11 protein-coding genes and 1 pseudogene are annotated in these 13,250 nt (G+C 66.8%); 3 read left to right on the top strand and 9 right to left on the bottom strand.

Annotation, left to right across the window (positions count from 1 at the left end):
• Window positions 1-89: 89 nt before the first annotated feature.
• Window positions 90-1,223, bottom strand: a complete 1,134-nt coding sequence (locus tag ACLV8F_RS13075) for a Fic family protein (protein ID WP_411884645.1) — start codon at window positions 1,221-1,223, stop codon at window positions 90-92.
• Window positions 1,224-1,394: 171 nt separating this feature from the next.
• Entirely contained in the window at window positions 1,395-2,402 is a 1,008-nt protein-coding gene (locus tag ACLV8F_RS13070) for an aldo/keto reductase (protein ID WP_411884644.1), read from the bottom strand.
• A gap of 143 nt (window positions 2,403-2,545) precedes the next feature.
• On the opposite strand from ACLV8F_RS13070, the gene ACLV8F_RS13065 reads away from it, so the two are divergent.
• Complete coding sequence (locus ACLV8F_RS13065; protein WP_411884643.1) at window positions 2,546-3,475, top strand: LysR family transcriptional regulator; 930 nt, start codon at window positions 2,546-2,548, stop codon at window positions 3,473-3,475.
• Here ACLV8F_RS13065 and ACLV8F_RS13060 read toward each other — a convergent pair.
• The 5 genes and pseudogenes from ACLV8F_RS13060 to ACLV8F_RS13040 form a co-directional block, all read right to left on the bottom strand.
• Window positions 3,472-3,642, bottom strand: a pseudogene (locus ACLV8F_RS13060) (carboxymuconolactone decarboxylase); the annotation flags it as partial. The gene ACLV8F_RS13065 and the pseudogene ACLV8F_RS13060 sit on opposite strands and share 4 nt — an antisense overlap.
• 14 nt (window positions 3,643-3,656) lie before the next feature.
• Entirely contained in the window at window positions 3,657-3,989 is a 333-nt protein-coding gene (locus ACLV8F_RS13055; RefSeq protein WP_411884642.1) for a helix-turn-helix transcriptional regulator, read from the bottom strand.
• Window positions 3,990-4,121: 132 nt separating this feature from the next.
• Window positions 4,122-5,120 carry a trypsin-like peptidase domain-containing protein gene (locus ACLV8F_RS13050; RefSeq protein ID WP_411884641.1) on the bottom strand — a complete coding sequence of 333 codons (999 nt, stop codon included), beginning with the start codon at window positions 5,118-5,120 and terminating at the stop codon, window positions 4,122-4,124.
• A 231-nt stretch (window positions 5,121-5,351) separates the two neighbouring features.
• Window positions 5,352-6,251: an SDR family oxidoreductase gene (locus tag ACLV8F_RS13045; RefSeq protein WP_411884640.1), complete on the bottom strand. Its 900-nt coding sequence runs from the start codon at window positions 6,249-6,251 to the stop codon at window positions 5,352-5,354.
• A 144-nt stretch (window positions 6,252-6,395) separates the two neighbouring features.
• Window positions 6,396-7,163 carry a glucose 1-dehydrogenase gene (locus ACLV8F_RS13040; RefSeq protein WP_411884639.1) on the bottom strand — a complete coding sequence of 256 codons (768 nt, stop codon included), beginning with the start codon at window positions 7,161-7,163 and terminating at the stop codon, window positions 6,396-6,398.
• Window positions 7,164-7,333: 170 nt separating this feature from the next.
• Here ACLV8F_RS13040 and ACLV8F_RS13035 point away from each other — a divergent pair, with 170 nt between their 5' ends.
• The gene (locus ACLV8F_RS13035; RefSeq protein ID WP_411884638.1) at window positions 7,334-8,230 is read left to right on the top strand and encodes a LysR substrate-binding domain-containing protein; all 897 of its coding nucleotides are present in this window, start codon (window positions 7,334-7,336) and stop codon (window positions 8,228-8,230) included.
• A gap of 185 nt (window positions 8,231-8,415) precedes the next feature.
• Here ACLV8F_RS13035 and ACLV8F_RS13030 read toward each other — a convergent pair whose 3' ends face one another.
• The gene (locus tag ACLV8F_RS13030) at window positions 8,416-10,887 is read right to left on the bottom strand and encodes a glucose/quinate/shikimate family membrane-bound PQQ-dependent dehydrogenase (protein WP_411884637.1); all 2,472 of its coding nucleotides are present in this window, start codon (window positions 10,885-10,887) and stop codon (window positions 8,416-8,418) included.
• Between the two features lie 343 nt (window positions 10,888-11,230).
• Here ACLV8F_RS13030 and ACLV8F_RS13025 point away from each other — a divergent pair, with 343 nt between their 5' ends.
• On the top strand, window positions 11,231-12,229 hold the full coding sequence (locus ACLV8F_RS13025) for an alpha/beta fold hydrolase (RefSeq protein WP_411884636.1): 999 nt from the start codon (window positions 11,231-11,233) through the stop codon (window positions 12,227-12,229).
• Between the two features lie 41 nt (window positions 12,230-12,270).
• On the opposite strand, the gene ACLV8F_RS13020 is transcribed toward ACLV8F_RS13025, so the two are convergent.
• Entirely contained in the window at window positions 12,271-13,245 is a 975-nt protein-coding gene (locus ACLV8F_RS13020) for a LysR family transcriptional regulator (protein ID WP_411884635.1), read from the bottom strand.
• Window positions 13,246-13,250: the final 5 nt, after the last annotated feature.

Raw genomic sequence — 13,250 nt, 5'->3', positions numbered from 1 at the left:
GATGGGGGCCGTCGGCGCCTGATATTCCGCCGCGCATGTTCGAAGGCAGGTTGGCCCCCACCCCAGCCCTCCCCCAGCGGGGGAGGGAGCTAAACCGGAAGAGCAGGCGCGTTCAGTTCATACCCCGTGCTTCGCCCGCCGCCTTCAAGCTTGCGCAGCACGCCGCGCTCCAGCAGGTCGGTGATGTCGCGCAGCGCCGTGTCGGTGGAACACTTTGCCAGCGCCGCCCACTTGGCGGTGGTGAGCTTGCCGTCAAAGCCGTCAAGCAGGCGGTTGACGACCTTGATTTGCCGCTCGTTCATGGGTGTGCCGGCCCAGCGTTGCCAGAACTGGGCCTTGCCCAGCACGCTGGCCAGCAGGCCGTCCGCGCCTTGCACCGCGCGTAGCAGGCAGCCCAGGAACCAGGCCAGCCAGGGCGTGATGTCCAGCGTGCCTTTTTGTGTGGCTTCGAGCTGGTCGTAATAGTCTTTGCGTTCGCGCTGGATCTGCGCGCTGAGGCTGTAGAAACGCTGGGAGGTGCCTTCCGCCCGCGCCAGGGCCATGTCGCCCACGGCGCGCGAGATGCGGCCGTTGCCGTCATCGAAAGGGTGCAGCGTCACCAGCCACAAATGCGCCAGGCCGGCCTTGATGAGGGCGTCACCAGGTGCGTCGGTATTGAACCATTTCAAAAAGGCGGCGGTCTCGGCCTCCAGTACACGGGCGGGCGGGGCTTCGTAGTGCACGACTTCCCTGCGCGCTGATCCTGAAACCACCTGCATGGGGCCATGGGCATCGTCGCGCCATGCGCCGGTGCGGATACGCACCATGCCGCTGTAGCCGACAGGAAACAAAGCCGCATGCCAGCCAAACAGCCGCTGCGCCGTCAGGGGCTGGTCAAAACGGCTGGTGGCGTCCAGCACCATGTCGACCACGCCGTCCACGTGCCGGTCGGCCGGCGCCAGCGCGCCTATGTCCATGCCGAGACGGCGCGCGATGGAAGAGCGCACGGCCTGCAACCCCAGGCGCTCGCCTTCTATTTCGCTGGTTTTGATGACTTCCTGCGTCAGCACCTGCAAAGTGGCCTGCTCACGCTGCGCCAGCCTGAGTTCAGCCATGCGCCCCATCAAATGGCCTTGCGCCTGGTGCACCTGCGCCAGCGGCGCGGCCAGCGCGGCTGCGTCGAAGCGCCATTTCGGCCAGTCTGGCTGTTGCCAGAGGTAAAGGGGCGGCAAATCGGGGTGCATGCGGTGATTATGCCCTTATTCACCGCAAATTATGCGGTGAATAGACCCGCTAATCACCGCATGCACCCGTAAAGCGGAATCGGAAAGGGTGCACAAAAGCCGCTTTGAGCTGCATTTCGCCCAATACGGCTCATTTTTTGAGCCGTATCGCGCTTTGCCGCTTTTCGCCTTTTATTTCTCGCTGTCCAGATGCGCCATCTGCTCAGCCGCATACCGCGTGCCAGCCACGGCATCCGCAGGCAACGCAGCCTCGATACGCTTGAGGTCCTCGTTGCCCAGCGTGAGCTTCAAGGCACCCAGCGATTCATCAAGCTGCTTGAGCGTGCGCGAGCCGACCAGCGCCACCATGTCCACGCCCAGCGCTTTGCCGCGTGCCAGCACCCAGGCGATCGCCACTTGCGAGGCGGTGGCGCCCAGGCCGGCGGCGAGTTGCTGCAGCACATCAACGAGCTGCTGGTTTTTGGCGGCGTTGTCGCCGGTAAAGCGCGGCAGGTGGGCGCGGTAATCACCGGGGCCCGTGGGTTTGGAGCCCGACAGCAGTCCGCGTGAGAGCACGCCGTAAGCCGTGATGCCTATGCCCAGTTGCTTGAGCACGGGAAAGATCTCGGCCTCGGGGCCGCGGCTGAGCAGCGAGTATTCGATCTGCAGGTCGGTGATCGGGTGCACGGCGTGGGCTTTTTTGATGGTGTCGGCGCCGACTTCGCTGAGCCCGATGTGGCGCACAAAACCAGCCTTCACCATGTCGGCGATGGCGCCTATGGTGTCTTCGATCGGCACGTTGGGGTCCAGCCGCGCGATGCGGTAGATGTCGATGTGGTCGGTGCCCAGGCGCTGCAGGCTGTGGGCCAGGAAGTTCTTGACGGCGGCGGGCCGGCCGTCCATGCCAATCCAGCCGGCGCTGGGGTCGCGCAGCGCGCCGAACTTGACGGAGATCAGCGCATCGTCGCGCCGGCCTTTAAGGGCTCGGCCTATCAACATTTCGTTGTGGCCCATGCCGTAGAAGTCGCCGGTGTCGATGAGGTTGACGCCGGCGTCCAGCGCGGCGTGGATCGTCGCGATGCTTTGCGCCTCATCGCTGGCGCCGTACATGCCGGACATGCCCATGGCGCCCAGGCCAATGGCCGAGACGGACTGCGGGCCGCGAAAGCCCAGGCGGGTGGAAGAGAGGATGGTGGTCATGGGGAGCCTTTCGGTGAAATTGGAGTCAGTGCATGGGTGGGCGGGTAGAAGGACTGTATTGGTTTCGATTAAAAGAATAAACTGCCATATCTCAAAATAACTGTTACCGATTTCAAGAACAAAAAAGGCGAAAAGGCATAGCCATGAGCGTTGACCGCTACAAAGCGATGGAAGTGTTTAACCGCGTGGTGGAGCTGGGCAGCTTTACCGCGGCGGCCACGGCCCTGCACCTGCCCAAGGCGCGCGTGACCACGCTGGTGCAGGAGCTGGAAGCCCACCTGGGCGTGCGCCTGCTGAACCGCACGACACGCCGGCTGAGCCTGACGGACGACGGCGCGCTGTACCACCAGCGCGCGCTGGCCATGGTGCAGGACATGGGCGAACTCGAAGGCACGCTGCGCCGCGCGGTGGCCACGCCGGCCGGGCGGCTGCGGGTGGACGTGCCGGCGGCCGTGGGCCGGCATGTGATCTCACCGGAGCTGCCGCAATTTTTCAAACGCTACCCCGACATCGTGCTGGAACTGGGCAGCACCGACAGGCCGGTAGACCTGGTGGCCGAGGGTGTGGACTGCGTGCTGCGCGGCGGCCTGGTGCACGACGAGACGCTGGTGGCGCGGCCGCTGGGGCGGCTCAAGGTGGTGACCTGCGCCGCGCCCTCCTACCTGGCGCAGCACGGCACGCCACAAACGCTGGAAGACCTGGAGCAACACCGCTTCGTGAATTTCCACTCGGCCAAGACCGGCCGGGTGTTTCCGTTTGACTTCGCCAAAGGCGGCGAAGCGCGGCAGGTGCACCGCCCGCACTGGGTCAGCTGCAACGACGCCGACAGCCACCTGGGCGCGGTGCTGGCCGGCCTGGGCCTGGCGCAGCAGCCGCTGACGCGCCGCACCTGCGCGCTGCTAGAAAGCGGCGCCTTGGTGCGCGTGCTGCCCGACTGGACGGTGGACGCGCTGCCCATGGTGGTGCTCTACCCGCGCAACCGCCACCTGACGGCCAAGGTGCGCGCCTTTGCCGACTGGGTGGCGGAGGTGTTCGCCGCGGAGTTCGCGGCGGGGGACGGCCTTGGCCCTTAGGCAGCCGCGCGGCACAGCCTGACAGCCGGGAAATCGACCGGCACGTCAAACGCCACGTTGACGTAATTGGTGAAGAGGCTCAGCGCCACGTGGGCGTGGATCTCCATCACCTGTTCGTCGTTAAAGCCGGCCTGGCGGACGGCTTGCACATGCGCTGCTGGAGCTTGGCGGACTGGTGCACTCACCGACCAGCGCGAACTTCACGCCGTGCCTTGCCACCCAATACGAAACCCCGCGCAGCCTCCTGGTAGGCCGCGTCTTGCGCGGCGCTGGCCAGCGCCGCCTGCAGGCTTTGGTCGTCCAGCGCCCAGAGCAGGCGCGCGATGTCCGAGAAACGTGTGGACAAAGCCCCCGCCTCCACGGCGATCACGGTAAGACGGCTCACATCCGCCCGCATGGCAAGGTCTGCCTGGGTCAGGTGCCGGGCGCGCCGCATCAGGCGGATGCGCTGACCCACTTCAGTGACGAATTGCGTCACTTCCAGGGGTTCGGAGAGGGGATCTTTGCGGGCCACAAAAATTAATAAAGTACTAAATTACAGACTTATTGCAGAAAATTATCTGTATTTTCATACTTTTGTGAGGCGCATGCAAGCGATCCGCCTGCCGGTGGGCCATGCGACTCCAGGTCGCAATAGCCAGGGGGTTCAACGCCCCGGCTGCTGCTGGCCCCAGACCACCGTGCTGTTGACGGCGTAGACCGCGCAGGTGATCTTCTTTTGCGCGCAGCCGGCGAGCTGCTCGTTGAGCCCGGCCAGGCTGGTGACGGTGCCGAAGTGGCCGTCGCCGGTGATCATGAACGCGCGCGGCAGCGACTGCAGCAAAAACTGTTTGTAGGCCATCTGCAGGGCGGCGGGGTCGCTTCCGCCGCCTATCACCGGCAACGCGGCTTCGTTGCCGAGTTCGGCATGGCCAGAGAGCAGGGGTTCGCCGTTGGCGCCCATCAGCAGGCCGAGCTTCTTCAGGCCCGCGTGCCACTGCGCGAGTTCGGCGTCCATGCGCTGGGGCAAGCCCATGACCAGTTGCGCGGGGTAGGCAAAGCCCAGGTTCTGGCCGCCGGGCGAGACGTTGATGGTCACGCCCATGAGGCGCGCCTGCGCATCGAACAGGCCGCCGCCGCTGGAGCCCGAGGAGATGGAGGCCGAGGTCTGGATGGTGGGCAGCGTGCTGGTGGCGTTGGCGCGCAGCGCCGACACGAGGCCTTCAGAGAGCGTGAGTTCCAGCCCGTGGGGGCTGCCGATGGCATAGGCCCGGGCGCCTACGCGCACGCTGTCCATGGGTGCGATGGCGACGGTGGCGAGCGCCGCGGCGGCTTCGGTTTGCAGCACGCACAGGTCATGCTCGGGCACGGGGTCGCGCAGGATGCGTATGACCTTTACTTCGCGCTGGCGCTGCACGAGCTGCACGGTGATGGCCTTGCCGACCACATGGCAGGCGGTGACCAGCAGGTTGGGCGCGATTGCGACGGCGCTGCCGACGGAGAATTGGCCGTTGCCGAGGTCGGACTTGACCGTCCACACGGCGGGCGCGGCGCGCTCGAAAATCTCTTCAGCATCCAGGGCCAGCGCCGGGGCCGCGCCGCACGCCGCCGTGAGCGCCATTGCGGCATGCAATAGATGGGCGGGCCGGCGCAGAAGCTGTGTCATGTCCCACTCTAAGGCCGCGCCGGCGCCGGCGGGTGTAGGCTGGCGCGCCGAGAAGTGCGGCCAGACCGCTCAACGCGTCCCTGCGGCCGGCAGTGAATTTACTCCCTCTCCCCCTGGGAGAGGGTGGGGGTGAGGGCCGGCAGCGCCACACGCACATGCGGCTCAGACATCAAGTGCCGCCACCCTCATCCCCACCTTCTCCCAGGGGGGAGAAGGAGTAAGAGCCACCTCTCAAGCCACGCGTCGCACCACCGGCTTGAGCATGTCGGCGATGCCAATGCGCTGGGCAAACTCTTCGCGCACGCGCTCGGCCACCACGGTGACTTCGCCGGCGCCGTCGTCGATGAAGTCGGTCACCGAGCGGAAGGGCCGCGTGCCGGCGGGCAGGCCGACGATGCGGGTGATGTCGTCGGCCACGGCCTGCGGGTCGGCATAGTCCGGGCTCAGGGCAGACAGGCGTTCGCCGACGTGGTCCATCACGCCGTCGTAGCGCGCATAGGCGGCGGCGAGGGCCGCGTCAGCCGGTTTGCCGGCGCTGGGGAAGTGGTCCGTGCCTTTGGTGAAGGCGCCGGGCACGACGATGGAGGTCTCGATGCCGAAGCGCGCGAGCTCATACGACATGGTGACGGCCATCGAATCCATGGCGGCCTTGGCGGCCGCATAGGGCCCGAGGAAAGGCGGAAAGCCGCCGCGCACCGTGCTGCTGCTGACCCACAGCAGAAGGCCGGCTTCGGCTTGGCGCATGGCCGGCAGCGCAGCGCGGTTGACGCGCTGGGTGCCCAGGAAGTTGGTGTCCAGCACCTTGATGATTTCTTCAGGCGTGTAGGCCTCGGCGGGGCCGACCACGAGGTGGCCGGCGTTGTGCACGACGACGTCAAGCCGGCCCTGCTCGGCCAGGATGTGGGCGACGGCGGCGTCGGCCGAGGGCTGAGACAGCACGTCGAGTTCGACGGCGCGCAGGTCCAGGCCCTTGGCAAAACTCCAGTCGCGCAGCTCACGCACCTTGGGCGCGTTGCGGCCTTCGATGTCGCGCATGCTGGCATAGACGGTGTGGCCGGCCTGGGCGAGGGAGCGGGCGCTGAGGTGGCCGATGCCGGTGGCAGCGCCGGTGACGAGGATGACGGATTTCATGGTGTGTGGCTTTCGAATAAATGACGATGGTTTGGTGATGACCGGTAAGTGGAAAGTGATGAACTGAAAGAGGCCGCATTGACTCCGTTCGGCCTGAGCTTGTCGAAGGCTGCTGCGTTTCGACAAGCTCAACGCGAACGGGAGTTACACAAGGCCTCCGTTGGCACGCAGGGTCTGGCCGTTCACCCAGCCCGAGTTCTCGCTAACCAGGAATGCGACAGCGCTCGCGATGTCCTCGGGCGTGCCCAGCCGTTCCAGCGGCGCCATCCTGGCCATGCGCTCCACCGTCTCCGGCGTCTTGCCGTTGAGGAAGAGCGCGGTGGCCGTGGGGCCGGGGGCGATGGCGTTGACGCGGATGTTCTTGCCGCGCAGCTCCTTGGCCATGATGTGGGTGAAGGTTTCGACCGCGCTCTTGGTGGCGCCGTACACCGCGTAGCCGGGCAGTGCCAGGCCGATCACGCTGGTCGAGAAGTTGACGATGCGCCCGCCCTGCTGCAGGCGCGCGGCGGCTTCGCGCAGGGTGTTGAAGGTGCCTTTGACATTGACGGCGAACAGGCGGTCGAAGGTCTCGTCGTCGGTGTCGGCCAGCGCGGGCAGGCTGGGCGGCATGATGCCGGCGTTGTTGATGAGCACGTCGACGCGGCCGAAGGCTTTGATGCTGTCGTCGAACAACGCCTTGACGGCGGCGGAACTGGCCACGTCGGCCTGCACGGCAATGGCTTTGCCGCCGTTGGCGGTGATGGACTGCACCACGGCCTGGGCTTCGGCGGCCTGGCCGGCGTAGTTGACGACGACGGCGTAGCCCTCTTGCGCGAGGCGCCGGGCGACGGCCGCGCCTATGCCGCGCGAGGCGCCGGTGACGATGGCGACCCGGGTAACCGGGTTGGATGGAGTGGATGCGGAAGCGGTCATCTGGAACTCCTGTGCTGATAGGTGGGTTTGCTCTGACTGCCCGCGGCGCTTTGTTTGTTGGAGCGATTGGGTGGGCCAGTGACGCTATTGTTCTATTCAACCGGCATGCGATAAATATCCTAAACTTGCCATCACTGTTCAATTCACACCAACAATGAAGCGGCAAGCAAATGGATAGGTTTCACTCGATGCAGCTGTTCACGCGAATCGTGGAGTTAGGCAGTTTCACGAAAGCGGCCGACGACCTGCACCTGCCGCGCGCCACCGTGACGCACGCCGTGCAGCAGCTTGAAAAACGCCTGGGCGTGCGGCTGCTGCAGCGCACGACGCGGCATGTGAGCCCCACGCAGGACGGCTCGGCGTATTACGAACGTTGCCTGCGCCTCTTGACGGACCTGGAAGAGGCCGAGTCGGCCTTTGTGAACGTGGGCAGCAAACCGCGCGGCAAGCTGCGCGTGGATTTGCACGGCACGCTGGCCAAGCATTTTTTGCTGCCGGTGATTGGGCAGTTCTTTGAGCGCTACCCGGACATCGAACTGGAAATCGGCATGGGCGACCGGCTGGTGGACCTGGTGCGCGAGGGCGTGGACTGCGTGCTGCGCGTAGGCGAGCTGGCCGAGTCCAGCATGGTGGGGCGGCGCGTGGCCTTGCTGGAACAGGTGACCTGCGCCAGCCGCGAGTACCTGGCCAAACACGGCATGCCCGACACGGTGGAGGCGCTGCGCGGCCACCGCGCGGTGAATTTTTTATCCAGCCGCACCGGCAAGGCGCTGCCTTTTGACTTCATCGTGGACGGCGCGTCGCGCCAGGTGCAGCTCAAGGGCTCGGTGTCGGTGACAGATGCCGACGCCTACAAGGTCTGCTGCGCCGCGCACCTGGGTTTTATCCAGGTGCCGCGCTACCACCTGGCCGCGCAGCTGGAGGCGGGCACGCTGGTGGAAGTGCTGGCGCAATTCAAGCCCGCGCCCATGCCGGTGTCGGTGCTGTACCCGCACCACCGGCAGCTGTCGCCGCGGGTGCGCGTGTTTGTGGACTGGGTGGCCGATGTGATGAGTCACGCTCGATAGCCCACGACCGCCGCTGGCCCTCACCCTAGCCCTCTCCCAGAGGGTGAGGGGACTGAATCGGGGAGAGTTCCCTCCAAAGGTCTGGCAGGTCTTGCTCCTTCCCCCGCTGGGGGAAGGCAGGGAGGGGGGCCGCCGGCGCTGGATCTTCCGCCGCGCGAATTTGGCGAACGGCGGTGCGGAGTGGTCTATGGAGCCGGCCGGCTGCCGCCGGCCAAGGGCAAGGCGTAAGCCCGCACATAGTCACCGGCCTTCGTGCCCAGCGATCCATGCCCGCCGGCCACCACGACCACAAACTGCCGTCCGTCCGCCACGGCATAACTCATGGGCGTGGCCTGGCCGCCCGCGGGCAGGCGTGCCTTCCAGAGTTCGTCGCCGTTGTTGAGGTCATAGGCGCGCACATAGTTGTCCAGCGTGCCCGAGAGGAAGGCCACGCCACCTGCCGTGGCGAGCGGGCCGCCCAGGCTGGGCACGCCCATGCGGAAAGGCAGGGGCACGGGCGAGAGGTCGCGCACGGTGCCGTTTTTGTGCTGCCAGGCGATGGTGCCGGTGGTCAGGTCCGCGCCGGCCACATAGCCCCAGGGCGGCGCCTGGCAGGGAATGCCCAGCGGCGACAAAAAGGCACTGAGCTTGACGGCAAAGGGCGCGCCGAAATTTTCATTGAGCGACGGCAGGCTGCCTTCGGGCCGCTGCTTGCCCTGCACCATCAAGGCCGTGTCGTCGGGACGGGGCACGAGTTTGGAGACAAAAGCCAGGTAGGTCGGCGTGGTGAAGGCCATCTGCCGCACCGGGTCGACGGCCACGCCGCCCCAGTTGAAGACGCCGAAGTTGCCGGGGTAGACCAGCGTGCCCTGGGTGGACGGCGGCGTGAAGCGGCCTTCATAGCGCAGGCGGTGAAAGGCGATGCGGCAATACAGCTGGTCGAACATGGTGGCGCCCCACATGTCGCGGCCGGTCAGCGGCGGCGGGTTGAAGGACAGCGCCGATTTGGGCTGCGTGGGCGCGCTGCGGTCGCCCTGCGCGGCGCCTTGCGGCGCGGCGACTTCGGTGACGGGCAATATCGGCGTGCCGGTGCGGCGATCGAGCACAAAAATCTCGCCCTGCTTGGTGGGCTGCACGAGTGCGGGCACCTTGTTGCCGCCTATGTTGAGGTCCAGCAGGCTGGGCTGGGCCGGCACGTCGTAGTCCCAGAGGTCGTGGTGCACCGTCTGGAAGTTCCAGCGCACCTTGCCGGTGGCGAGATCCAGCGCGACGACGGAGGACGAGTAGGTTTCCACCGCGGGGCTGCGGTTGCCGCCCCACTGGTCGGGCGGCTGGTTGCCCAGGGGCACGTAGACCATGCCCAGCGCCTCGTCGACGCTGGAGATCGACCAGCTGTTGGGCGAGTTGGGCGTGTAGACCTGGCCGGGCGCGAGCGGCGCGCTGCTGTCGGGCCGCCCGGAATCCCAGGCCCAGACAAGCCCGCCGGTGTTGACGTCGAACGCGCGAATGACGCCCGACTGCTCTTTGGTGGAGACGTTGTCGAGCACGGTGCCGCCCACGATGATGAGCCGCGAGGTGACCACCACGGGCGAGGTCGAGTAGTAGGCGCCGGGCTTCAGGTTGGGCATGCCGGCCCAGAGGTCTATCTGCCCCTTGCCGCCGCCGAAGGCCGCGCAGGGTTTGCCGGTGTCGGGGCTGAGCGCGATGACGCGGCCGTCGGCCGTGGGCATGAAGAGCTTGGCCGGGCAGATCCCGTCGGCCGTGGGCGCTGGCGGCGGCGTGGTGGCCGGCGGCTGGTAGGACAGGCCGCGGCAGGTCAGGTGCTGCAGCGCGAGCTGGCCCTGGATCTCGGGATTGAAGCGCCAGATTTCAGCGCCGGTGGTGGCGTCCAGCGCGATCACCGACTGGTGCGGCGTGCAGAAGAACAGGCGGTTGCCGATTTTCAGCGGCGTCACTTCGAAAGTGGTTTCCTGCGGGTCGCCGGGGCGGCCGCGCATGTCGCCGGTGCGGTATTCCCAGGCCACGTCCAGGCCCTTGACGTTGGCGGGCGTGATCTGCGCCAGCGGTGAATAGCGCTGGCCCTGGCCGGTGCGGCCGTAGGCATGCCATTCATCGGGCGGCACGCCGTCACCCGGCGCCGCGGCCGCGGCGCCCATGGGCGGCAAAGGTTGCAGGCCGACCAGGCGGTTGTCGTCATGAAAGCCGGAAATAACCGCCGCGATCAGGAACACACCCAGCACCGAGCCCAGCGCCCAGCGGCCGCCGCGCGCACCCCAAGTGCCCTCGTGGCCGGGGGAATCAATGGGCCAGGTGCGCGCGACCCAGGGCGTCATCAGGAACAGGCCTATGACAAACACCACGCCGCCGCGCGCGGCCAGCGGCCACCAGTCCAGCCCGGCCTCCCACAGCGCCCAGGCCAGCGTGCCGGCAACCAGCAGCGCGAAGATCCACAGCCCGCCGGGGCTGCGGCGCATCAGCAACACGCCCGCCAGCCCAAAGCCGAGGCCCGCCAGCAGGTAATAGGAAGACCCGCCCAGCACCACGAGCCAGAAGCCCGCCAGCAGCAAGGGCACACCGAGCACGAGCAGCACCAGGCCCGCGGCCCAGGCCGCGCGTCGTTTGAGAGGGTTGACCGGGTTGGGCGGGGGCGGGACTGGGGGAGCGGTGTTGGTCGGCATTTTTGTTCTTTGTGTGCTTCGATGAATGCGGTTCAGCCACAAAGGCCCGCAGGAAGAATTGGAAAAGTTGGAAAAGTTGGAAAAACGCGGCGGCTGAGCAGCCAATCTAGCCCGCGCCAAACGCGTCGGGCGTCAGCCTGCGGCTGAGATGGCTGTAGGAGCGGCGAGCCGAAACCAGGTCACCGCGAACCGCTGGTGCACCCGCAGCATGGGTTGCGGGTGGGCACATTGTTCACAAAAGCTGAATGACTAAACCAGCCAAACGGTCTTCTCCAGACAGAAGCTGAAACCTACATTGGAGGCTCTTCTTCACCTTTCATTTAAACCAACGAGGAAAACCGCCATGACCACCGCTTCTACCGATTCTTTTTCCAATCTGCCTTCCGGCCCATTGGCCAGCCGCCGCAGCCTGCTTGCCAGCGCCGCCACCCTGGGCGCCGCCACCGCCGGCTTGCTGGCCGCCGCCACGCCGGCCCTGGCCGCCGCGCCCGTCGGCAACGAAGGCCGGGTGCCCGGCTTCACTGCGCGCAATGCCAACGTGAACGGCACGACCATCCACTACCGCGTGGGCGGCAAGGGCCCGGCCGTGGTGCTGCTGCACGGCTATGCGGAAACCAGCCATATGTGGAACCCGCTGATGCCGCTGCTGGCCAAGACCCACACGGTCATCGTTCCCGACCTGCGCGGCGCCGGCGGATCGGCCAAGCCTGAAGGCGGCTACGACAAGAAAAACATGGCCGTCGACATCCACGAACTCGTGAAGTCGCTGGGCATCAACAGCGTCGCCATCGTGGGCCACGACATCGGCCTGATGGTGGCCTATGCCTACGCCGCGCAATTCCCCACCGAAACCAGCCGCGTGGTGCTGATGGACGCCTTCCTGCCCGGCATCGGCGACTGGACCCATGTGTGGCTGCTGCGCGACCTGTGGCATTTCCATTTCCACGGCAAGACGCCGCTGGCACTCGTCAAGGGCCGCGAACGCACCTACTTCGAACACTTCTGGAACGACTTCGCGGCCGACGCCAAACACTCGCTGCCCGAAGCCGACAGGCGCATCTACGCCGCGGCCTATGCGCAGGAGGGCGGCATGCGCGCGGGCTTTGAGTACTTCAAGAATTTCGAAAAAGACGCGGCCGACTTCGCCGCGCTGGGCGCCACCAAACTCACCATGCCCATGCTGGTGCTGTCGGGCGAAAAAGCCGGCGGCACCTTCCTGATCGACCAGGGCAAGCTGGTGGCCAACGACGTCAAGGGCGTGGTCGTCAAGGGATCGGGCCACTGGCTGATGGAAGAGGCGCCCGACCAGGTGATTCCTGAGCTGTTGCAGTTCCTGGGCTGAACTGAACCGCTTGAAGCCAAGGCCGCGCACTGCGCGGCTTTTTATTTTGCCGCCGGCCGCGTTCGCCTGGCTTTGGGTTTTGCGAGCTTGAGTTCGTGCGGCTCCAGGAAGAACCGCGTGTTGCCCACCAGGCGCTCGACGGCCAGGTCGATAAAGGCGCGGGCCCGCGCCGGTTGCGCGTTGCGGCTGCCGTAATAGACGTGCAGGCCCAGGTGCTCGGTGACGTGTTGTGTCAGCAGCGGCACCAGCAGGCCGGCGCGCACCAGCGGCGCGGCGGTCACGCCTATCAGCTGGCCCACGGCCTGGCCGGCGACGACGGCGCGGGCTTCGAGGTCCACGTCGTTGGTGAGGAAAGACGAAGCGATGGGACGGCCCACGACTTCTTCGCCGACCTTGAACTCCCAGGGCATGGCCTTGCCGGTGCCGGCGTGGCGAAAACCGCTGCAGCGGTGGTGGGCGAGTTCGTCAATCGTTTTCGGCGCGCCGTGCTGCGCGATGTAAGCGGGCGAGGCGCAGACGATGAGCTGCAGCGGCAGCAGGCGCCGCGAGATGACGCCGCCCTCGGGCGGCGGGCCGGCGCGAAAGCCGACGTCAACGCGGTCCTCGACCCAGTTGCCGACGCGGTCGTCCATGTGGATGTCGGGCTCTACCTGCGGGTAGCGGCGGCAATACTCTTCCAGCACGGGCCACAGCACCTCCAGCATGATGGAGCGCGCCGCCACGATGCGCAGCGGCCCGGCGATCTCTTCACGGCCGCGGCGCGCGCCGTGCAGGGCACGCTGCAGCGTGGCCAGGCCCGGCTGCGCGGCTTCCAGGAACTGCACGCCCTCTTCGGTCAGGCTCAGGCTGCGTGTGGTGCGGTGGAACAGGCGCACACCGAGGTGGCGCTCCAGCTGCACCAGCGCCTGGCTGGCGGCCTGCGGCGTGATGGCCTGGGCGGCGGCGGCCTGGCGCAGGCTGCCGAGTTCGGCCGCCTTGACGAAGGTGGCGACGGCGCGCAGTTCGTTGAGGGCCATGGGGT

This window comes from Polaromonas sp. YR568 (assembly GCF_943369675.1).
Lineage (GTDB): Bacteria > Pseudomonadota > Gammaproteobacteria > Burkholderiales > Burkholderiaceae_C > Polaromonas.
Note: the sequence above shows the minus strand (reverse complement) of the source record. Positions and strands in the feature narration are given on the sequence as shown.

What these genes read in the sequence shown, in the direction of transcription:
- ACLV8F_RS13075 (WP_411884645.1), bottom strand. Translation starts at nt 1,223, where the DNA reads ATGCACCCCGATTTGCCGCCCCTTTACCTCTGGCAACAGCCAGACTGG.
- ACLV8F_RS13070 (WP_411884644.1), bottom strand. Translation starts at nt 2,402, where the DNA reads ATGACCACCATCCTCTCTTCCACCCGCCTGGGCTTTCGCGGCCCGCAG.
- ACLV8F_RS13065 (WP_411884643.1), top strand. Translation starts at nt 2,546, where the DNA reads ATGAGCGTTGACCGCTACAAAGCGATGGAAGTGTTTAACCGCGTGGTG.
- ACLV8F_RS13050 (WP_411884641.1), bottom strand. Translation starts at nt 5,120, where the DNA reads ATGACACAGCTTCTGCGCCGGCCCGCCCATCTATTGCATGCCGCAATG.
- ACLV8F_RS13045 (WP_411884640.1), bottom strand. Translation starts at nt 6,251, where the DNA reads ATGAAATCCGTCATCCTCGTCACCGGCGCTGCCACCGGCATCGGCCAC.
- ACLV8F_RS13040 (WP_411884639.1), bottom strand. Translation starts at nt 7,163, where the DNA reads ATGACCGCTTCCGCATCCACTCCATCCAACCCGGTTACCCGGGTCGCC.
- ACLV8F_RS13035 (WP_411884638.1), top strand. Translation starts at nt 7,334, where the DNA reads ATGGATAGGTTTCACTCGATGCAGCTGTTCACGCGAATCGTGGAGTTA.
- ACLV8F_RS13030 (WP_411884637.1), bottom strand. Translation starts at nt 10,887, where the DNA reads ATGCCGACCAACACCGCTCCCCCAGTCCCGCCCCCGCCCAACCCGGTC.
- ACLV8F_RS13025 (WP_411884636.1), top strand. Translation starts at nt 11,231, where the DNA reads ATGACCACCGCTTCTACCGATTCTTTTTCCAATCTGCCTTCCGGCCCA.
- ACLV8F_RS13020 (WP_411884635.1), bottom strand. Translation starts at nt 13,245, where the DNA reads ATGGCCCTCAACGAACTGCGCGCCGTCGCCACCTTCGTCAAGGCGGCC.